18 protein-coding genes are annotated in these 18,122 nt (G+C 71.1%); 8 read left to right on the top strand and 10 right to left on the bottom strand.

Features of this window, described 5'->3' with window-relative positions; translation table 11 throughout:
- Window positions 1–198: 198 nt before the first annotated feature.
- The gene (locus FBY22_RS30885; RefSeq protein WP_142151266.1) at window positions 199–1,620 is read right to left on the bottom strand and encodes a PLP-dependent aminotransferase family protein; all 1,422 of its coding nucleotides are present in this window, start codon (window positions 1,618–1,620) and stop codon (window positions 199–201) included.
- Window positions 1,621–1,667: 47 nt separating this feature from the next.
- Between FBY22_RS30885 and FBY22_RS30880 the strand changes: the two genes are divergently transcribed.
- On the top strand, window positions 1,668–2,180 hold the full coding sequence (locus FBY22_RS30880; RefSeq protein ID WP_142151265.1) for a carboxymuconolactone decarboxylase family protein: 513 nt from the start codon (window positions 1,668–1,670) through the stop codon (window positions 2,178–2,180).
- Window positions 2,181–2,202: 22 nt separating this feature from the next.
- Here the strand turns inward: FBY22_RS30880 and FBY22_RS30875 are convergent, their stop codons facing one another.
- From FBY22_RS30875 to FBY22_RS30865, 3 genes are all read right to left on the bottom strand, one after another.
- Complete coding sequence (locus FBY22_RS30875; RefSeq protein ID WP_142151264.1) at window positions 2,203–3,690, bottom strand: glutamate synthase subunit beta; 1,488 nt, start codon at window positions 3,688–3,690, stop codon at window positions 2,203–2,205.
- Window positions 3,691–3,918: 228 nt separating this feature from the next.
- On the bottom strand, window positions 3,919–4,398 hold the full coding sequence (locus FBY22_RS30870) for a DUF1772 domain-containing protein (protein WP_142151263.1): 480 nt from the start codon (window positions 4,396–4,398) through the stop codon (window positions 3,919–3,921).
- Between the two features lie 157 nt (window positions 4,399–4,555).
- Entirely contained in the window at window positions 4,556–5,257 is a 702-nt protein-coding gene (locus tag FBY22_RS30865) for a DUF2293 domain-containing protein (protein ID WP_142151262.1), read from the bottom strand.
- Window positions 5,258–5,365: 108 nt separating this feature from the next.
- Between FBY22_RS30865 and FBY22_RS30860 the strand changes: the two genes are divergently transcribed.
- The 3 genes from FBY22_RS30860 to FBY22_RS30850 all read left to right on the top strand — a co-directional run bounded on the left by FBY22_RS30860 (window position 5,366) and on the right by FBY22_RS30850 (window position 7,028).
- Window positions 5,366–6,007, top strand: a complete 642-nt coding sequence (locus FBY22_RS30860) for a uridine kinase (protein WP_174267300.1) — start codon at window positions 5,366–5,368, stop codon at window positions 6,005–6,007.
- A gap of 63 nt (window positions 6,008–6,070) precedes the next feature.
- Complete coding sequence (locus FBY22_RS30855; protein WP_142151260.1) at window positions 6,071–6,484, top strand: PPOX class F420-dependent oxidoreductase; 414 nt, start codon at window positions 6,071–6,073, stop codon at window positions 6,482–6,484.
- A gap of 115 nt (window positions 6,485–6,599) precedes the next feature.
- Window positions 6,600–7,028: a CBS domain-containing protein gene (locus FBY22_RS30850; RefSeq protein ID WP_142151259.1), complete on the top strand. Its 429-nt coding sequence runs from the start codon at window positions 6,600–6,602 to the stop codon at window positions 7,026–7,028.
- Between the two features lie 15 nt (window positions 7,029–7,043).
- On the opposite strand, the gene FBY22_RS30845 is transcribed toward FBY22_RS30850, so the two are convergent.
- Window positions 7,044–8,171 carry a magnesium and cobalt transport protein CorA gene (locus FBY22_RS30845; protein ID WP_142151258.1) on the bottom strand — a complete coding sequence of 376 codons (1,128 nt, stop codon included), beginning with the start codon at window positions 8,169–8,171 and terminating at the stop codon, window positions 7,044–7,046.
- Window positions 8,172–8,484: 313 nt separating this feature from the next.
- Here FBY22_RS30845 and FBY22_RS30840 point away from each other — a divergent pair, with 313 nt between their 5' ends.
- A complete protein-coding gene (locus FBY22_RS30840) occupies window positions 8,485–9,279 on the top strand; it encodes a methyltransferase domain-containing protein (RefSeq protein WP_142151257.1) in 795 nt (264 codons plus the stop codon).
- A 147-nt stretch (window positions 9,280–9,426) separates the two neighbouring features.
- Here FBY22_RS30840 and FBY22_RS30835 read toward each other — a convergent pair whose 3' ends face one another.
- Window positions 9,427–10,386 (bottom strand): carbohydrate kinase family protein, encoded by a 960-nt coding sequence (locus FBY22_RS30835; protein WP_399212122.1) that lies wholly within the window; start codon window positions 10,384–10,386, stop codon window positions 9,427–9,429.
- The gene (locus FBY22_RS30830) at window positions 10,383–11,291 is read right to left on the bottom strand and encodes a pseudouridine-5'-phosphate glycosidase (RefSeq protein WP_174267299.1); all 909 of its coding nucleotides are present in this window, start codon (window positions 11,289–11,291) and stop codon (window positions 10,383–10,385) included. The genes FBY22_RS30835 and FBY22_RS30830 overlap by 4 nt, the downstream gene beginning before the upstream one ends.
- Before the next feature lie 100 nt (window positions 11,292–11,391).
- On the opposite strand from FBY22_RS30830, the gene FBY22_RS30825 reads away from it, so the two are divergent.
- Window positions 11,392–11,820, top strand: coding sequence for a VOC family protein (locus FBY22_RS30825; RefSeq protein ID WP_142151256.1), 429 nt, complete (start codon window positions 11,392–11,394; stop codon window positions 11,818–11,820).
- A gap of 78 nt (window positions 11,821–11,898) precedes the next feature.
- Here the strand turns inward: FBY22_RS30825 and fdhA are convergent, their stop codons facing one another.
- From fdhA to FBY22_RS30810, 3 genes are all read right to left on the bottom strand, one after another.
- Window positions 11,899–13,125 carry a formaldehyde dehydrogenase, glutathione-independent gene (fdhA, locus tag FBY22_RS30820; protein ID WP_142151255.1) on the bottom strand — a complete coding sequence of 409 codons (1,227 nt, stop codon included), beginning with the start codon at window positions 13,123–13,125 and terminating at the stop codon, window positions 11,899–11,901.
- 145 nt (window positions 13,126–13,270) lie between these two features.
- Window positions 13,271–13,825 carry a methylated-DNA--[protein]-cysteine S-methyltransferase gene (locus tag FBY22_RS30815; RefSeq protein ID WP_142151254.1) on the bottom strand — a complete coding sequence of 185 codons (555 nt, stop codon included), beginning with the start codon at window positions 13,823–13,825 and terminating at the stop codon, window positions 13,271–13,273.
- 47 nt (window positions 13,826–13,872) lie between these two features.
- Window positions 13,873–14,745, bottom strand: a complete 873-nt coding sequence (locus FBY22_RS30810) for a glycerophosphodiester phosphodiesterase family protein (RefSeq protein WP_142151253.1) — start codon at window positions 14,743–14,745, stop codon at window positions 13,873–13,875.
- A gap of 278 nt (window positions 14,746–15,023) precedes the next feature.
- On the opposite strand from FBY22_RS30810, the gene FBY22_RS30805 reads away from it, so the two are divergent.
- Window positions 15,024–15,887, top strand: coding sequence for an MHYT domain-containing protein (locus FBY22_RS30805; protein ID WP_142151252.1), 864 nt, complete (start codon window positions 15,024–15,026; stop codon window positions 15,885–15,887).
- A 40-nt stretch (window positions 15,888–15,927) separates the two neighbouring features.
- Window positions 15,928–18,066 carry an excinuclease ABC subunit UvrB gene (gene uvrB / locus FBY22_RS30800; RefSeq protein ID WP_142151251.1) on the top strand — a complete coding sequence of 713 codons (2,139 nt, stop codon included), beginning with the start codon at window positions 15,928–15,930 and terminating at the stop codon, window positions 18,064–18,066.
- Window positions 18,067–18,122: the final 56 nt, after the last annotated feature.

The following is an 18,122-nucleotide window of genomic DNA, read 5'->3' as shown; positions in this document are numbered from 1 at the left end:
GGTCGAGATCGACGGCAGGACGTGGGGGAAGGCCGGCAGACGCCGGCCCCGGACCTCCGCGTGCCGTTCGTGGCACGTGTCAACCGGACGGTCCCGCACAGGGATCTGACGCAGTCCACGCAGTCCACGCAGTCCACGCAGGTCGTGCTGGCCGACGCCCCGACACCGGGAGTCGGTCCGCACGGCGCGCCACCCCCCTCAGAGCGCGCCGGGCAGCCCCCGGCACAGCGCCTCCAACGCCGCCTCGTACGCGTGCTCCGCCGGTGTCGCGTACCCCACGACCAGGCCGTCGGCAGCCTCCATGTCCGTCTCCGGATGGCGGAACCCGGCCAGCCCGTCCAGCGCGACGCCCTGCCAGGCCGCGGCCTTCACGGCGGACCGCTCGGTGCCGGGCGGCAGCCGCAGCACCGCGTGCAGACCGGCGGCCACCCCGGTCACCCCGACGTGCGGCGCCTGCGCGGCGAGGGCGGCCACGAGCCGGTCGCGGCGGCTCCGGTACCGCTGCCGCATCCGCCGCACATGACGGTCGTAGGAGCCACTCGCGAGGAAGTCGGCGAGGCTCAGCTGGTCGAGGACGCTCGCCCACGCCTCGCGTTCGCCCTTGGCCGCCAGCACCCCCTCGACGTACCGCTCCGGAAGCACCATCCAGCCCAGCCGCACGGCCGGTGACAGGCTCTTGCTGACCGAGCCCAGCAGGACCACCCGCTCGGGGTCGAGCCCCTGGACGGCGCCGACGGGCTTGCGGTCGTAGCGGAACTCCCCGTCGTAGTCGTCCTCCAGCACCACACTGCCACGCGCGCGTGCCCAGCCGATCACGGCCGCCCGTCGCTCGGCGTGCAGCGGCCCGCCCGTCGGGAACTGGTGTGCGGGCGTGAGCAGTACGGCCCGCTCCCGCCCCAACCGGTCCACCCGCGCCCCGTGTTCGTCCAGGGGCAGCGGTACGGTCCGCACACCCGCCGCCGTGAGCAGCTCCCGGTGGAAGGGCAGCCCGTACGCCTCCACGGCCAGCGGCCCGCGCAGCACTCCGCCGCCGAACAGCAGCCGCAGGGCGTGCGCGAACCCGGAGCAGACCACGATCCGGTCCGCATCCGTCCGCACCCCACGCGCGCGTGCCAGATACTCCGCGAGCGCCTCCCGCAGCTCGACGCGCCCGGCCGGATCGCCGGGTCCGAACACCTCGTTGGGCGCCTGCTGGAGGGCCCGCCGGTAGGAGGCCAGCCAGGCCGCGCGGGGGAACGCGGAGGCGTCCGGCGTGCCCTGGCGCAGGTCGTGCAGCGGGGGGCGCGGGGGTGTGGGCGCGGGCGCGCGGACGGGGGTGGGGGCGGTCGGCGATGAGGGGGTGGCGCGGTCCGCGACACGGGTGCCCGATCCCTGCCGGGCGGTCAGCCATCCCTCCGCGACCAGCTCCGCGTACGCGTCGGCCACCGTGTTGCGGGCGACGCCCAGGTCGGCGGCGAGCGAGCGGTAGGGCGGCAACCGGGTGCCGGGAGCGAGCCGCCCGTCGCGTACGGCCTCGCGCAGCGCGGCGATGAGCGCGGCCCGCCGCCCGCCCGTCCCGGACAGCTCCAGATGCAGGTCGGTCCCGACCCGCTCCGCGGAATTGACCCACGATTTCGCCATGGAAATGCACCCTACAACCGGTCTATCGGGTCCGTAGGGTCGATCACATGACGCACACGACCTCCCTCACGAACCCCGCCGGCCCCGCCGCCGCGGCCGCTTCGCCCCGCACGCGCCTCGACTTCGCGAAGTCCGCCCCGAAGGTCTTCCGCGCCCTCGTCGGCTTCGACGCCGCCGCCCGCGAGGGCCTCGACCCGACGCTCGTCGAACTGGTCCAGATCCGTTCCTCGCTCCTCAACCACTGCGCGTACTGCCTGCACATGCACACCAACGACGCCCGCAGGGCGGGGGAGAGCGAGGACCGGCTGCACATGGTCGCCGTCTGGCGCGAGGCCCGCCACTTCTTCACCGAGAAGGAGCAGGCCGCCCTCGCCCTGACGGAGGCGGTGACCCTGGTGTCCGACGGCGGCGTCCCCGACGACGTCTACGCCGAGGCCGCTGCCCACTTCGACGAAGAGGAACTCGCCCACGTGCTGGCCCTGATCCTCACGATCAACACGTGGAACAGGGTGGCGCTGTCGACGGGCAAGGTGGCGGGGACGGACGAGCGGCGCCGCTGAGGCACCTCCGTTCGCCGTACGGCTACACCATCATCGGCCGGTCGAACGGGCCGATCGGTGCCGGCAGTTGTGAGCTCCCCGTCAGGTGACGGTCCACGGCCGCCGCCACCGCCCGCCCCTCCGCGATCGCCCACACGATCAACGACTGCCCGCGAGCGGCGTCCCCGGCGGCGAACACGCCCGGCACACTCGTCACGAACCCGGCGTCCCGCCTGATCGTCCCGCGCGGCTCCATCTGAAGCCCCAGCTGGTCGATCAGCCCGTCGCCCCGGTCCGGCCCGGAGAAGCCGAGCGCCAGCAGCACGAGGTCGGCGGGCAGTGTTCGCCCGGTGCCCGGCAACGGGCGCCGGGCCGCGTCGACCTCGACCAGATGCAGCGATCGCACATGCCCGCCCCCGTCCCCGGTGAAGCGGAGCGTGGACGCCGCGAACAGCCGCGCGTCCGCCCTCGCCGCCGGCGCCGTCCGCAGCTCACGCGCTTCTTCGTGGGCGGCCGACAACCGGTAGATCTTCGGGTACGTCGGCCACGGCTCGGCGTCCTCGTCCCGCTCGGTGCCCGGCTGCGCGTAGATGTCCAACTGGGTGACCGAGGCGGCCCGTTGGCGCACCGCCGTACCCAGGCAGTCGGCGCCGGTGTCACCGCCGCCGACGATGACGACGTGCTTCCCGGCGGCGGACACCGGGGAGCTCTCGAGGTCCCCCTCGCACACCCGGTTGGCCAGCGGAAGGTACTCCATGGCCTGATGTATGCCGTCCAGCTCGCGCCCCGGGACGGGCAGTTCGCGCCACGCCGTCGCCCCGGTGGCGATCACCACGGCGTCGTAGCGCGTGCGCAGCTCGGACGCCCCGACATCCCGGCCGACCACCATCGACGTGCGGAACTTCGTCCCCTCGGCCCGCATCTGCTCGATCCGCCGCTCCAGATGGTGCTTCTCCATCTTGAACTCCGGGATGCCGTACCGCATCAGCCCGCCGAGCCGGTCGTCCCGCTCGTACACCGCGACCGTGTGCCCGGCCCGCGTCAGCTGCTGTGCCGCCGCCAGCCCGGTCGGCCCCGAGCCGACCACCGCGACGGTCCGTCCGGAGAGCCGCTCCGGCGGCCGCGGCGGCGCCAGCCCCAGTTCCCAGGCCCGGTCGGCGATGGCCGCCTCGACGTTCTTGATGGTGACCGCGGGCTGGTTGATCGCCAGCACGCACCCCGCCTCGCAGGGCGCCGGACACAACCGTCCGGTGAATTCCGGGAAGTTGTTGGTGGCGTGCAGCCGGTCGGCCGCCTGCCGCCAGTCGTCCCGGCTGACCAGGTCGTTCCATTCCGGGATCAGGTTGCCGAGCGGACAGGCGTCGTGGCAGAACGGCACGCCGCAGTCCATGCAACGGTCTGCCTGCCGGTTGACGATCGGCAGCAACGCCCCGGGGACGTAGACCTCGTTCCAGTCCCGCACCCGCTCCTCGACCGGCCGCCGGGGCCAGTCCTGCCGGGGCGTGGTCATGAAACCCTTGGGATCGGCCATGGCCGGTTTCCTTGCTGCGGGTACGACGGCCGTGCGTAATAGGGCGGCACTCTTCCGGCCACGATACGACGGGTCGGGCACGGGCGCAGAGTGGGCGGACAGCGCTTTCGGACCGGCCTTCTCAGAGGCCGCCCAGCCCGCCCCGGAAACCTCTCAGGGCACTCTCAGCCCGCCATCGGAACGTCTCAGGACACCCTGAGCCCGAAATCGGAACGTCTCAGGACACCTTCAGGTGATCGCCAGCACGTACGCCAGCGCCGCCCCGGCCGAGGCCACCGTCCGGACGTGGTTCCAGAACGTCCACTCGCGCAGGTACGACGGCCAGTACGCCGCAGCCTCGGGGGTGCCCGGATCCAGCCTGCCCAATATCTCGTTGCGGGGCACGTTCGCCACCATGGTCACCCCGAAGCACCCGAACAGATACAGCGCACTGCCCACCAGCAGCTCCGCCGTGCCGCTCTCGGGCCACAGCACGAACGTCACCACGCCGATCACCGCGCACAGCACCGCCGACCCCACGAACACGATCATGAACGCCGGCATCACCGCCGTGGTGTTGATCGCGTTCATCGCGGCCACCCCCTGTGCCGGCGGCAGCGTGGCCAGTGCCCTCATCACGAACGTCGAGAACCCGCAGAACACCCCGGCCACCACACCGGTCCCGAGCACCCCCAGCACCGTCAGCCAGAAGTACGGTCCATCGATCACCACAACCTCAACTCCCCGTGTCGGCCGGTATCTCGCCCGGCGCCCCCGTCACCACAAGTCGAACCCCGTCCGAGCACCGGGACCATGGCCGAGGAACGCGGGCCCATGCGCGAGCGTCCAGGCCGACGGCACGACCACCGGCCCCGCTCCCGATCCCTCAGCCCGCCTCCGCACCCGTCCCCGCCGACCGCCAGCTCCGCAGCACCGTCTCCACCCCCGCCCTGATCCGCCGTCTGGCCTCGTGCCGCGGCACCCCGCTCATCAGCAGCTGGTCGTACGGCGTCTCCAGATGCCGCACGGACGCCGCCACCGCCGCGACCACCGCCCCCTCCGACAACGCCCGCCCGGCCGCGCTCCGGCCGACCCGCCCGCTGCCCCGCGCCGACGCGTGACCCGCGACGGCCCGCGCCCGCTCCTGAGGACAACCGGGGAACAGCCGCCGTATCTCGGCCGCGAACGCCTCCGCGAACCGCACGTCCTCGGCGGCCCGCCGCCGCGCGTCCCGGGCCCGACGCCGGCGCCGCGCCTCCGCGTCCGCCAGGCAGCGCTCCTCGGCCCGGGCCAGCCCCGCCTCCTCGACCAGAACGCCCTGCCGCTCGTAGCGCGACTTCCGACGGTTGAACCGCACGACGACCGCCGACAGCGTGCTCTCCTCCCGCGACCGCCGCGTCAACGCCGTGTCGCCGCGCGGCAGGAACACCAGATGTCCCAGGTCGGCGCAGTCCAGACAGCGCGGCGTTCCCTCTTCGAGCACGAGCATCCCAAGCGGCCCCGCCTGGCAGTCCGCGCAACGGCGTCTCTTGAGCGGCTGGATCACGAGAAGTCCGGTGCGGGGCGGGGGAGTCGCGAGGTGCGCCATACGTGTTTCCTTCCCCCGCCTCATCCGCGGACCACTCCGAATCCCGCCCTTCGCGATCCCGCCCTTCGCGCCACACCGACGACGCCGGCGACCGGTGCCTGACGCATCATGGGCCGTGTGCGACTCGAAGCGATCACCTGGGACCGGCTCGGCGACCTCCTGGCCGAGCGACTGCTCGGCCTGAAGCCCGCCGACGGCAGCCCCTGGCCCCGCGTCGCCTTCGACGGCGCCCCGGCGGCCCGCCCGGGAGACCTCGCCGAACGCGTCGCCGAGTCGCTGCGTACACGCGGTCGCCCCTCGCTGGTCGTCGGCGCCCAGGGCTTCCTGCGTCCGGCCTCGGTCCGCCTCGAGTACGGTCGCCAGGACGTCGAGGCCTACTACAACGGCTGGTTCGACACCGGCGCCCTGTGGCGCGAGGTGTTCGGCCCCCTCGAACCCGGTGCCGACGGACGCGTCCTGCCCGACCTGCGGGACCCGGCCACCGACCGGGCCACCCGCAGCGACTACGTCCAACTCCCGCCGAGCGGCTTTCTGTTGCTCCACGGCCCCCTCCTGCTGCGTCACTGGTTCCCCTTCGATCTGACCGTCCACGTCCTCCTGTCGCCCGGTGCCCTGCGCCGCCGCACCCCTGAGACCGACCACTGGACACTCCCCGCCTACGAGCGCTACGAAGCCGAGACCGACCCGGCCGGCACGGCCGACGTGCTCGTTCGTGCGGACGATCCTCGCCATCCGGCGTGGAGCGGGTGACCCTGGAACAGGTGGTTCGGCAAACCTCTTTTCTATGCGCGTGCATTTAATTATCCTGGCCGCATGACGATCTCCTCCGCGGGCCCCGTCACCTTCGACGATCCCGTCCGCGCCCTCCTCGACGGCAAGAACTTCGCCGGCGTCGCCACGCTCGGCCCCGACGGGGCTCCGCACAACTCGGTGGTGTGGATCAAGCGGGAAGGCGACACCGTGCTCTTCTCCTCGACCGACGGCCGCCAGAAGGTCCGCAACCTCCGCCGCGACCCCCGCGTCAGCCTCACTGTCTTCGACCTCGCCGACCCCTACACCTCGGTCGAGATCCGCGGCACCGCCGAGATCCTCCCCGACGAGGCCAAGCGCCTGCCGTACGAGCTCTCGCACAAGTACCTCGGCATCGACCCGCCCGCGGAGAAGGACGACGAGGTCCGCGTGATCATCCGTGTCACCCCGCGCAGGATCGTCGGCTTCAACGTCTGAGCGGTGCCCGTCCCGCTGCGGATGCGGCCGTCATGTCGCGCGGCGAGAATGTAGGGCGCCGGTTCCCGCGGTGCGTCCTGTGCCGCGCCGGCCGCCCGGCACCGGGAGGTACTCCATGACCACCGCCGGAGACATCATGCACCGGGGCGCCCAGTGGATCCCCGCCCACGAGACCCTGGACCGCGCCGCCCAGCTCATGCGCGAGCTGAACGTCGGAGCCCTGCCCATCAGCGACGAGGGCGAGCGGCTGTGCGGCATCCTGACCGACCGCGACATCGTCATCGGCTGTGTGGCCATGGGCCACGACCCGGCCAGGGTGACCGCCGGCGAGATGGCCAAGGGCACCCCGCGCTGGATCGACGCGGACGCCGATGTCGCAGACGTGCTGCGGGAGATGCGCGACCACCAGATCCGCCGGCTCCCCGTCATCGACAACAAGCGGCTGGTCGGCATGATCAGCGAGGCCGACCTGGCCCAGCACCTGACGGGGGACCAGATCGCCGACTTCGCCCACGGCGTCTACGCCAGGACGACGACCGGCTGACCGCCGACCTGGAACTCACAGCCAGCCGTTGCGCCTGAACCCGCGGTAGAGGACCAGGCAGGCCGCCGAAATCACGGCTATGACCAGGGGGTAGCCGAACTTCCAGTGCAGCTCCGGCATGTACTGGAAGTTCATGCCGTACACCCCGCAGACCATCGTCGGTACGGCGATCACGGCGGCCCAGGCGGTTATCTTCCGCATGTCCTCGTTCTGCGCGACGGTGACCTGCGCGAGATGCGCCTGCAGGATCGAGTTGAGCAGCTCGTCGAAGGAGGCGATCTGCTCCTTCGCCCGCATGAGGTGGTCGAGTACGTCACGGAAGTACGCCTGTATCTCCGGGTCGACCACCCGGATCGGCCGTGTCGCGAGGTCCTCGACCGGGCGGGCGAGCGGCACCACCGCCCGCTTCAGTTCGAGGAGTTCACGCTTCAGCTGATAGATGCGCCCGGGGTCGGTCCGTGCGCCGCTCTCCGCGAACACGTCCGTCTCCACCTGGTCGATGTCCGCCTGCACCGCGTCCGTGACGTTCAGATAGTCGTCTACCACGTGGTCCGCGATCGCGTGCAGCACCGCGGCCGGACCCTTGCCCAGTTGCTGCGCGTCGGCCTCCAGTTCCTCGCGCAGGGGGCCGAGGGAGCCGTGCATGCCGTGCCTGACGGTGATCACGAAGTCCTCGCCGACGAACACCATGATCTCGCCGGTGTTCACCACCTCGCTGGTCGCCGTCAGCTGCTCGTGCTCGACGTAGCAGACCGTCTTGAACACCGCGAACAGCGTCTCGCCGTACCGCTCCAGCTTCGGACGCTGATGTGCCTCGACCGCGTCCTCCACCGCCAGCGGGTGCAGGTCGAACAGCTCGGCGATGCCCGCGAACTCGTCGTCCGTCGGCTCGTGCAGACCGAGCCAGACGAAGCCGTCCCGGTTCTTGCGCACACGTTCCACCGTGTCGACCAGATCGCTGCCACCCGGCACCCGCACACCGTCCCGATAGCTCACGCAGTTCACCACCGAGGAGCCCAGGGGGGACCGGGCCGGGTGGCTCAGGTCGACGCGCGGGCGCCGTCGAGTCAGCCGTGCCACCCTGCGGAGGCCGCCGACCCTGCCAAGGCTCGTGACCTTCCGCAGATTCCCTGCCATGGACATCTGGATCTCCTCGCGTGGATCTCCTCGTGCGTGACTTGCCGTTCGCGTCAGGAGCCCTCAGCTCCTTCTGCTCGTTCGCGCTGCGCCGCATTCCTGCGTCGTGGCGCGCCAGTCTGCCAGGTCTTCGTAAGCGCCGGGCGAGCCTGTGGGAACAGAGGATTCCGCTTTGTTCCCGCCTGTGGACGAGGGGGTTTGCGCATGTGGACGCCAGGGCTCGACGACTGGTTCTCGGACGGTTCGCCGAAGGACGGCGCAGGAAGGTGCGGTCGCGTCGACCGCTCGCCGCAACCGGGGCAACTGGGATGATCGCGGCATGACGCGATCCGACGGGTATCTCCTCGACAACCGGCAGAGCGAGGCGGCCGAGCGTTTCGACGCCTTCGCCAGGCTCTTCGACCCCACGACCTTCCGGCACCTCGAAGGGTTCGGCGTCGGCCCCGGCTGGCGCTGCTGGGAGGTCGGCGCCGGCGGCACCTCCGTGGTGTCCTGGCTGGCCAAGAAGGTCGGACCGACCGGGAAGGTCGTCGCCACCGACATCGACACCTCCCTCCTGGCCGCCGCCGCACGCCCGCCGGTGGACGTCCGCGTCCACGACGTCGGCACCGAGGAACCACCGGGGGAGGGGTTCGACCTGGTGCACGCCCGGCTCGTCCTCGTCCACGTCCCCGACCACGAACGGGCGTTGCGGTCGATGATCGCGGCCCTGCGCCCCGGCGGCCGCCTCCTGATCGAGGACGCCGACCCTGCCCTGCAGCCCCTCGCCTGCCCCGACGAACACGGTCCCGAGCAGCGCCTCGCCAACCGCCTGCGGCACGGATTCCGCCAACTCCTCGCCGACCGCGGCGCCGACCTCTCCTACGGCCGCCGCCTGCCCCGACTGCTGCGCGAGGCGGGTCTGCGCCAAGTGGAGGCCGACGCCTACTTCCCGCTCGCCTCACCCGCCTGCGCGGCCCTGGAATCCGCCACGATCCGCCAGATCCGCGGCCGGCTCGTCGACGCCGGACTCGCCACGGACGAGGACATCGAGACCCATCTCGCCAAGGTGGCCGCCGGGGGAATGGACCTGGCCACTGCCCCGATGATCTCCGCTTGGGGGCGCAGGGCGTAGACGTGCGGGGAGGTGCTGGGAGATCCGCGGGACCGGTCACGGGAAGCCCGACCGTGGCGTCCGCTCAGTCCCTGCCCGGCGTGGCGTCCGCTCAGTCCCTCCCCGGCCGTGGCGTCCGCTGAGCCCCTCCCCGACCGTGACGTCCGCTCAGCCCCTCCCCGGCGGTCTCCCACCCACTCGCTCGACCGCCTGTGCCCCGGCCCTGCATCCTTCCCGCGCCGCGTCCTCCGGCTCCGCGCCCGCGACCAGCGCGGCGAGGAAGGCGCCCGTGAACGCGTCACCGGCTCCCGTGGTGTCCGTGGGAGTCGCCGGTACGGCGGGGACGTGGGCGGAGACCGCACCGGAGTGGGCCACCAGAGCACCGTCCCGGCCCTGCTTGGTCACCACCAGCGGCACGTGCCGGCTCAGCTTCGCGGCCGCGTCCGACGGGTCGGGGAGCCCGGTGAGCAGGCACGCCTCGTCCCGGCTCGGCAGCAGCAGGTCCAGTCCGTCGACGAGGCCCAGGAAGCGTTCCACCCCCAGCCGCGCGAGGAATCCCGCCGACGCGGGGTCCAGGCTCACCGGCACACCACGCGCGCGTGCCGCCTCCAGCGCGACCGTGACCAGCGCTCGGCTGGGATCGGAGAACAGCAGATAGCCCGACAGGTGCAGCCGGGCCACGCCGTCCAGCAGCGTGTCCGACCAGTCGTCGGGGTCCAGGCGCAGCGACGCCCCGCTGTCGGTCAGGAATGTCCGCTCGGCCGCGTCACCCGCGTCCACCAGGCAGATCACCGTTCCCGTGGCCGCCTGCGGATCGACGACGAGCCGCGGCCGCACCCCGCAAGCGGTCAGTTCCCGCTCGTGCCAGTCCGCCGCGTCCGCGCCGACCCGACCGAGCAGCCGCACCTCCGGGCAGCCCCAGTGTGCCGCCCAGCAGGCCACATTGGCGCCGGCCCCACCCGGCACCGTGCGGATCGCGGCAGCGGTGTCGGTCCCCGGTGCCAGCGGCCCGCGGTGCCGGGCGACGACATCCGTGATCACGTCGCCGACGACCAGCAGGGCACCGCCCGCCGAGGTGACCGCCGCCCGCACACCCTCGGATCCGGCCCCCTCCGGCGTCGTCGTCACGCTCCGGCCCAGGCCGCCGCGATCCGTGCCGCGAGCCTTACGTTGCCGCGTACCGCCGCCAGATTGGCGCTGAGCGAGGCGCCGTCTGTGTGCCGCACCAGATAGTCGAGCAGGAACGGCGTGACGGCCTGCCCGGCGACCCCCTCGGCCTCGCACGCGTGCAGTGCCTCGGTCAGCACACGCGCGTGCAACTCGGGGTCGAGCTGCTCCTCCTCGGGCACGGGATTGGCGACGATCAGCGCCGACTCCGGCCCGTCGAGCGCGTCCTGCGCCCGCATGACGTCCGCCACCTGCCCGGGGTTCTCCAGCGTCCACTCCACCGGATGTCCCGAGTCGGACAGATAGAAGCCGGGGAAGCGGTCCGTGCCGTATCCGGCCACCGCGACGCCCAGCGTCTCCAGACGCTGCAGGGTCGCCGGCACGTCCAGGATCGACTTCACACCCGCGCACACCACGGTGATCCGCGTCCGCGCCAGCAGTCCCAGGTCGGCCGACTCGTCCTGCGTGACCGTCCACTCCCGGTGCACGCCGCCGAGGCCGCCCGTGGCGAACACCCGCACCCCCGCCAGCGCCGCCAGCAGAGCGGTGGCCGACACCGTGGTCGCCCCGCTGGCCCCCGAAGCCACCGCGAGCGGCAGATCGCGATGGCCCAGCTTGCGGATGCCGTCCTCGTTCGCGACCCGCTCCAACTGCTTCTTGTCGAGGCCGACGTGGGGCCGCCCGTCCAGCACGGCGATCGTCGCCGGAACGGCGCCCTCCCGTCGTACGACGTCCTCCAGCTCCAGCGCCACCTGCAGATTCCGCGGACGTGGCAGCCCGTGCGCGATGATCGTGGACTCCAGGGCCACCACGGGTCGACGCGCGTCGACCGCCTCGCGTACTTCCTCCGACACCACCAGCACCACGAGCCCGCCTCCTGTCGTTCGTTTCTCCCCTCATCTCTGGCAAGCGGCGTGCCCGGTCAAACCCTTGCGGTCGGTCGAGGACGACACGAGCCTTGGGTGCATGACCGACAACACGGCACGCCTCGACCACGTCGTCCTCTGGGTACGCGACCCCGAGGCCTCGGCCGGCTTCTACGAGAAGACCGTCGGCTTGGAAACGCTGCGGCTCACCGAATTCGCCGAGGGCACAGCGCCCTTCCCCTCAGTACGGCTCAACGAGGAGACCATCCTCGATCTCATGCCGCTCACCATGGCGGAGCGGATGCGGATGCTCCCGGGAGCCGCCGAGAGCTCGGGGCACCCGGTCAACCACGTCTGCCTGGCCATGCCCGCCGAGCACTTCGAGGAACTGCGGAGCCGACTCCAGGAGGGCTCGGTGCCCGTGTCGGACATCGACCACGACTCGTTCGGCGCCCGCGGAAAGGCCAGGCGCAGCTTCTACTTCCGTGACCCCGACGGGAACGTCTTCGAGGCCCGGCACTACGACTAGCGGATCGAGACCGGGGAGCGGAGGGCGGTGCCCACGCGCGCGTGGCCGTGGCATGGGCACCGTACTTCTCACCGGCCCTCAGACGGGCTGCAGGCTGTCCAGCACCCCATGCGGATTCAGCACGTACTTGCGGCTGGCGCCCTGGTCGAACTCGGCGTAGCCGCGCGGCGCGTCCTCGATGCCGATGACGGTCGCGTTGACCGCCTTGGCGATGTGCACACGCTCGTGCAGGATCGCCCGCATCAGGTTGCGGTGGTACTTCATCACCGGGCACTGCCCGGTCGTGAAGCGGTGGCTCTTGGCCCAGCCCAGGCCCAGCCGCACCTTCAGCGTCCCAGACTTCGCGTCCTCGTCGACCCCGCCGGGGTCGTCCGTGACGTAGAGCCCCGGGATGCCCAGGGCGCCGCCCGCCTGGGTGATCGACATCAGTGAGTTGAGGACCGTGGCGGGCGCCTCCTGGGCGTCCGGGCCGTGGGCCCGGGCCTCGAAGCCGACGGCGTCGACCGCCGCGTCCACCTCGGGCTCGCCGAGGATCTGCTCGATCTGCTCCCCGATGTCACCCTGCGACACGTCGACGGTCTCGCAGCCGAAGCTCCTCGCCTGGGCGAGGCGTTCGGTGTTGAGGTCGCCGACGATGACCACGGCCGCACCCAGCAGCTGCGCCGACGCGGCCGCCGCCAGACCGACCGGGCCGGCCCCGGCGACGTACACCGTCGAGCCGACGCCCGCGCCCGCGGTCACCGCGCCGTGGAACCCGGTCGGGAAGATGTCCGACAGCATGGTGAGGTCGAGCAGCTTCTCGCGGGCCTGGTCCGGGTCCGGGAACTTCAGCAGGTTGAAGTCCGCGTACGGGACCATGGCGTACTCCGCCTGACCGCCGACCCAGCCGCCCATGTCGACATAGCCGTAGGCCGCTCCCGGGCGGGACGGGTTGACGTTCAGACAGATGCCGGTCTTGCGCTCCTTGCAGTTGCGGCACCGCCCGCAGGCGATGTTGAACGGTACGGAGACGATGTCGCCGACATCGATGAACTCGACGTCGGGACCCCGTTCGACGACCTCTCCGGTGATCTCGTGTCCGAGGACCAGCCCTTCGGGCGCGGTCGTCCGCCCGCGCACCATGTGCTGGTCGCTGCCACAGATGTTGCTGGCGAGCACCTTGAGGATCACCCCGTGCCGGCACTTCCGGCCGACGTTGTCGGGCGCGACCCCCGGCCCGTCCTTCACTTCAAGCGTCGGGTAGTCGATGGACTGGACTTCCACCGCGCCCGGCTTGAGATACGCGACTGCCCTGTTTCCGCTCATGCGTGATCGCCGTCCCTTCGGCTTCCGAGCCCTCGGATGCCAGTGGCTGTGCGCATGTTCGAGTCTGCTACGGCCTAGCCTTCCCGGCCACCCTGAACGTGCCCCTTTCGGGCCGCCGAACCGGTCGCTTGAGGGACGGGGCGGATCAGAACAGCGGCTCGGGCAGCACGCCCTCCAGGGCGAGCAGTTTCCGCTTGGTCTCCAGCCCGCCGCCGAACCCGCCGATGCCCCCGTCGCTCTCCACGACCCGGTGGCAGGGCACCACGACCGGCAGCGGATTGGAACCCATCGCCACGCCGACGGCCTGGGCCGCACTGGGCTGCCGCACTCGCCCGGCCAGGTCGCCGTAGCCGACGACGGCTCCGTAGGGCACGCCGGACGCCAGTTCGCGGAACACCTGCCGGTTGAAGCCGGAGATCAGCGACCAGTCCAGCGGCAGGTCGAAGTCGTGCCGCTCGCCCGCGAAGTACATCTCCACCTGTCGTATCGCCTCGGCCAGCAGGGGGGAGTCGGGTGCCTCGACGGGCTCGCCGCCCAGCCGCGACCGGAGCCGCTCGAGCGCCTTGTCGCGCACCGCGTCCGTGGCGTGGAACACGACGTTGACCAGACCCTCGCGGGTCGCGGCGAGCAGCAGCGGACCGACCCCGGTGCCGACCACCGTCCACACGACCTGCTGTTCGTACCGCCCATCGCTGTCCATGCGCCCACGGTACGGCCCGGCACTGACAACGCCCGTCCGGCCGCCGTTCAGGGCGACTGGAGGGCCGCCTGGACGAAGTCGGGCTTGTTGGTGATGACGCCGTCGACGCCGTACCGCGCCGCCCGACGGGCGGCGTCCGCGTCGTCGACGGTCCACGCGAAGACCGACAGCGGCTTGCCGTGCGGCCCCGTGAACGCGTGCACCGTGGAGACGTAGCCCGTCGAGACCGCACCGAGGGAGGGGTTGATCCCGTCGGTGAACGCCGCGTACTCGGGCAGGTGGGCCACGGTCGGCGCACCGAGGTAGGCCGTCGTGACCGCGGGCTTCAGGTGGTGGACGATCTTCAGGCTGGCCGCACTGAAGCTCTGCACGACCAGCCGGCCGGCCAGGTGCCGATGGTCGAGCCAGCCGTCGTTGCCCAGCAGCTTCAGGATCTGCCGTTCGATGCCCGGGTACAGCTCCGGGTTCTTGATCTCGAGCAGCAGCTTCTCGTGATTGCGCTCGACCCGGCGCATGTACTGCTCCAGCGTCGGCACGCGCGTGCCCGCGTAGCGGGGCGCGAACCAGGCGCCCGCGTCCAGGCGAGCGATCTCGGCCGCGGTGAAGTCCTTCACCTTCCAGGGCGCGCGGTCGGGGAAGACCTCCTCCACATCGGTCGTCCGCCGCAGGCTGTCGTCGTGGAGGACGACGAGCTCACCGTCCTTGGTGCGCTGAACGTCGTTCTCGACCCAGGAGAAGCCCATCCGGGCCGCCTTGTCGATGGCGGCCAGGGTGTTCTCCGGCGCACGGGCGGAGGCGCCCCGGTGCGCGATGACCAGGGGCGGCTCGCCGTCGCCCGCCCGGGCGTCGGAACCGGGCAGCAGGAAGGCGGCGGCCCCCAGCAACGCGGTGACGATGGCGACAACTGCGCGCGCGTACATACGCACTCCTCGCGTCGAGCGATCACGAACAGCTCAACTGTGACAGCAGTGAGTCAACGCCGACGGGGTACACAATGACCACACATTGAATGGAGTTGCCCAAGTCCGCTCACTGGTGCCGCACAACTGGGGCAACGACGTGTTTCTTTGCCGGAAAATCGTTCGACCGTTCCGGTGGGGGTCATACTCTCTGCCTCAGCCCTGACCGCTCGGCCGGTCGGGGGAGGGGGCGCAATCATGTAGTTCCGGTACGCAAAGGGCGGGAAGGGCAGCCGCGCATGCAAGGCACGGTCGACGGATTCAGCTACGGACTCGTCACACCGCTGGTGGCCTACCTCATGGCCTGCCTCGGTGGCGCCCTCGGCCTGCGCTGCACCACCAGATCCATGCTCGTTACACATTCCTCGCGCCCGGCCTGGCTCGCCCTGGGCTCGGCGGCGATCGGGTCCGGCATATGGACCATGCACTTCGTCGCGATGATGGGGTTCACGGTCAGACAGGCGCCCCTCCACTACGACAAGGCGATGACGTTCGCCAGCCTGGGCGTCGCCATCGTGATGGTGGGCGTCGGGATCTTCATCGTCGGATACCGCGGCGCCAGGGGGACCGCCCTGTTCACAGGCGGAACGATCACCGGCCTGGGCATCGCGTCGATGCACTACCTGGGCATGGCCGCGATGCGCCTGAACGGAAGGCTGGGGTACAACACGTTCACGGTCGCCGTCTCCGTCGTCATCGCGATGTGCGCCGCCACCGCCGCCCTGTGGGCCGCGGGACAGGTCCGGGGGTTCCTGTGGAGCGTGGGCGCGAGCCTCGTCATGGGTCTCGCCGTCAGCGGCATGCACTACACGGGCATGGCCGCCCTCACCGTCCACCTCCACGGCACGTCCGCCCCCACGTCCGGCGAGTCGCCCGCGGCCCTGCTGTGGCCGATGCTGATCGGACCGCTCGCCTTCCTCCTGATCGCCGCCGTGGTGGTGATGTTCGACCCGCTGATGGTCATGGGCAAGCCCGACTGGAGTCCCGTCGAGCACAAGCCGGGCGTGCCGGCCCACCCCTCCGTCCACCACCCGGCCCACCACCCCCACCGACCGGTCCGGCCTCTGGGCCGCCGCGCCTCCCGCACCCCACAGAACCGCTGATCGGACCGCATTGTCAGTGGGGGGTCGTACGGTGGATGCCATGCGGCCCGTTTCCAACATCGAACGCACGGTGGCGCCCTTCGAGGTCGTCAGCCCCTACCAGCCCAGCGGCGACCAGCCGGCGGCCATCGCCGACCTGGCCAAGCGCATCGAGGCCGGTGAGAAGGACGTCGTCCTGCTCGGCGCGACCGGCACCGGCAAGTCCGCCACCACCGCGTGGATGATCGAGAAGCTCCAGCGTCCCACCCTGGTGATGGCGCCGAACAAGACGCTGGCCGCCCAGCTGGCGAACGAGTTCCGCGAGCTGCTCCCGAACAACGCCGTCGAGTACTTCGTCTCGTACTACGACTACTACCAGCCCGAGGCGTACGTCCCCCAGTCGGACACCTACATCGAGAAGGACTCCTCGATCAACGAGGAGGTCGAGCGCCTGCGTCACTCCGCCACGAACTCGCTGCTCACCCGCCGCGACGTCGTCGTGGTCGCCTCGGTGTCCTGCATCTACGGCCTCGGTACACCGCAGGAGTACGTGGACCGCATGGTCCCCCTCAGGGTCGGCGACGAGATCGACCGCGACGAGCTGCTGCGCCGCTTCGTGGACATCCAGTACACGCGCAACGACCTGGCGTTCACCCGCGGCACCTTCCGGGTCCGCGGCGACACCATCGAGATCTTCCCGGTCTACGAGGAGCTCGCGGTCCGCATCGAGATGTTCGGCGACGAGATCGAGGCCCTCTCCACGCTCCACCCGCTCACCGGCGAGATCATCAGCGACGACCGGCAGCTGTACGTCTTCCCGGCCTCCCACTACGTCGCGGGCCCCGAGCGCCTGGAGCGGGCCGTCAACGACATCGAGAAGGAGCTCGGCGAGCGCCTCGCCGAGCTGGAGAAGCAGGGCAAGCTCCTGGAGGCCCAGCGCCTGCGGATGCGCACCACGTACGACATCGAGATGCTCCGCCAGATCGGCTCCTGCTCCGGCGTCGAGAACTACTCGATGCACTTCGACGGACGCTCGCCCGGCTCCCCGCCCAACACCCTGCTGGACTACTTCCCCGACGACTTCCTCCTGGTCATCGACGAGTCGCACGTCACCGTCCCGCAGATCGGCGCCATGTACGAGGGCGACGCCTCCCGCAAGCGCACCCTCGTCGACCACGGCTTCCGGCTGCCCTCGGCCCTGGACAACCGCCCGCTGAAGTGGGAGGAGTTCCAGGAGCGCATCGGACAGACCGTGTACCTGTCGGCGACCCCCGGAAAGTACGAGCTCTCGCGCGGGGACGGCGTCGTCGAGCAGATCATCCGCCCCACCGGCCTGGTCGACCCGGAGGTCGTCGTCAAGCCCACCGAGGGGCAGATCGACGACCTGGTGCACGAGATCCGCACGCGCACGGAGAAGGACGAACGCGTCCTGGTCACCACCCTCACCAAGAAGATGGCCGAGGACCTCACGGACTACTTCCTGGAGCTCGGCATCCAGGTGCGCTACCTGCACAGCGACGTCGACACCCTGCGCCGTGTCGAGCTGCTGCGCGAGCTGCGCTCCGGCGAGTTCGACGTCCTGGTCGGCATCAACCTCCTCCGTGAGGGACTCGACCTGCCCGAGGTGTCCCTGGTGGCGATCCTCGACGCCGACAAGGAGGGCTTCCTGCGGTCCGGCACCTCCCTGATCCAGACCATCGGCCGCGCGGCGCGCAACGTCTCCGGCCAGGTCCACATGTACGCCGACAAGATCACCCCGGCGATGGAGAAGGCCATCGACGAGACCAACCGCCGCCGGGAGAAGCAGGTCGCCTACAACACGGAGCGCGGCATCGACCCCCAGCCGCTCCGCAAGAAGATCAACGACATCGTGGCGCAGATCGCCCGCGAGGACATCGACACGGAGCAGCTGCTCGGCTCCGGCTACCGCAAGTCCAAGGACGGCAAGGCCGCCAAGGCACCCGTGCCCGCCCTCGGCGGCAAGGCGGCCGGCGGTGCCAAGACCGCCAAGGGCAAGGCCGGGGAGACGGTCCCGACCGACCGTCCCGCGGCCGATCTCGCCGCGCAGATCGAGGAGATGACGGCGCGTATGCGCGCCGCCGCTGCGGACCTGCAGTTCGAGATCGCCGCCCGACTGCGCGACGAGGTCTCCGAGATGAAGAAGGAACTGCGCCAGATGAAGGAGGCGGGACTGGCCTGACCTCGCCGGTCCACCCCGTGCCCCGGCCCGCCGACTGTGTTGCAAGACCGACACAA

This window comes from Streptomyces sp. SLBN-31 (assembly GCF_006715395.1).
Taxonomy (GTDB): Bacteria; Actinomycetota; Actinomycetes; order Streptomycetales; family Streptomycetaceae; genus Streptomyces.
Note: the sequence above shows the minus strand (reverse complement) of the source record. Positions and strands in the feature narration are given on the sequence as shown.

Coding starts and splice junctions, on each gene's coding strand:
- FBY22_RS30805 (WP_142151252.1), top strand. CDS start 15,024: ATGCAAGGCACGGTCGACGGATTCAGCTACGGACTCGTCACACCGCTG.
- FBY22_RS30875 (WP_142151264.1), bottom strand. CDS start 3,690: ATGGCCGATCCCAAGGGTTTCATGACCACGCCCCGGCAGGACTGGCCC.
- FBY22_RS30810 (WP_142151253.1), bottom strand. CDS start 14,745: ATGTACGCGCGCGCAGTTGTCGCCATCGTCACCGCGTTGCTGGGGGCC.
- FBY22_RS30860 (WP_174267300.1), top strand. CDS start 5,366: ATGGGCCGTGTGCGACTCGAAGCGATCACCTGGGACCGGCTCGGCGAC.
- FBY22_RS30825 (WP_142151256.1), top strand. CDS start 11,392: ATGACCGACAACACGGCACGCCTCGACCACGTCGTCCTCTGGGTACGC.
- FBY22_RS30885 (WP_142151266.1), bottom strand. CDS start 1,620: ATGGCGAAATCGTGGGTCAATTCCGCGGAGCGGGTCGGGACCGACCTG.
- fdhA (WP_142151255.1), bottom strand. CDS start 13,125: ATGAGCGGAAACAGGGCAGTCGCGTATCTCAAGCCGGGCGCGGTGGAA.
- FBY22_RS30815 (WP_142151254.1), bottom strand. CDS start 13,825: ATGGACAGCGATGGGCGGTACGAACAGCAGGTCGTGTGGACGGTGGTC.
- FBY22_RS30855 (WP_142151260.1), top strand. CDS start 6,071: ATGACGATCTCCTCCGCGGGCCCCGTCACCTTCGACGATCCCGTCCGC.
- FBY22_RS30880 (WP_142151265.1), top strand. CDS start 1,668: ATGACGCACACGACCTCCCTCACGAACCCCGCCGGCCCCGCCGCCGCG.
- FBY22_RS30845 (WP_142151258.1), bottom strand. CDS start 8,171: ATGTCCATGGCAGGGAATCTGCGGAAGGTCACGAGCCTTGGCAGGGTC.
- FBY22_RS30850 (WP_142151259.1), top strand. CDS start 6,600: ATGACCACCGCCGGAGACATCATGCACCGGGGCGCCCAGTGGATCCCC.
- FBY22_RS30865 (WP_142151262.1), bottom strand. CDS start 5,257: ATGGCGCACCTCGCGACTCCCCCGCCCCGCACCGGACTTCTCGTGATC.
- FBY22_RS30840 (WP_142151257.1), top strand. CDS start 8,485: ATGACGCGATCCGACGGGTATCTCCTCGACAACCGGCAGAGCGAGGCG.
- uvrB (WP_142151251.1), top strand. CDS start 15,928: ATGCGGCCCGTTTCCAACATCGAACGCACGGTGGCGCCCTTCGAGGTC.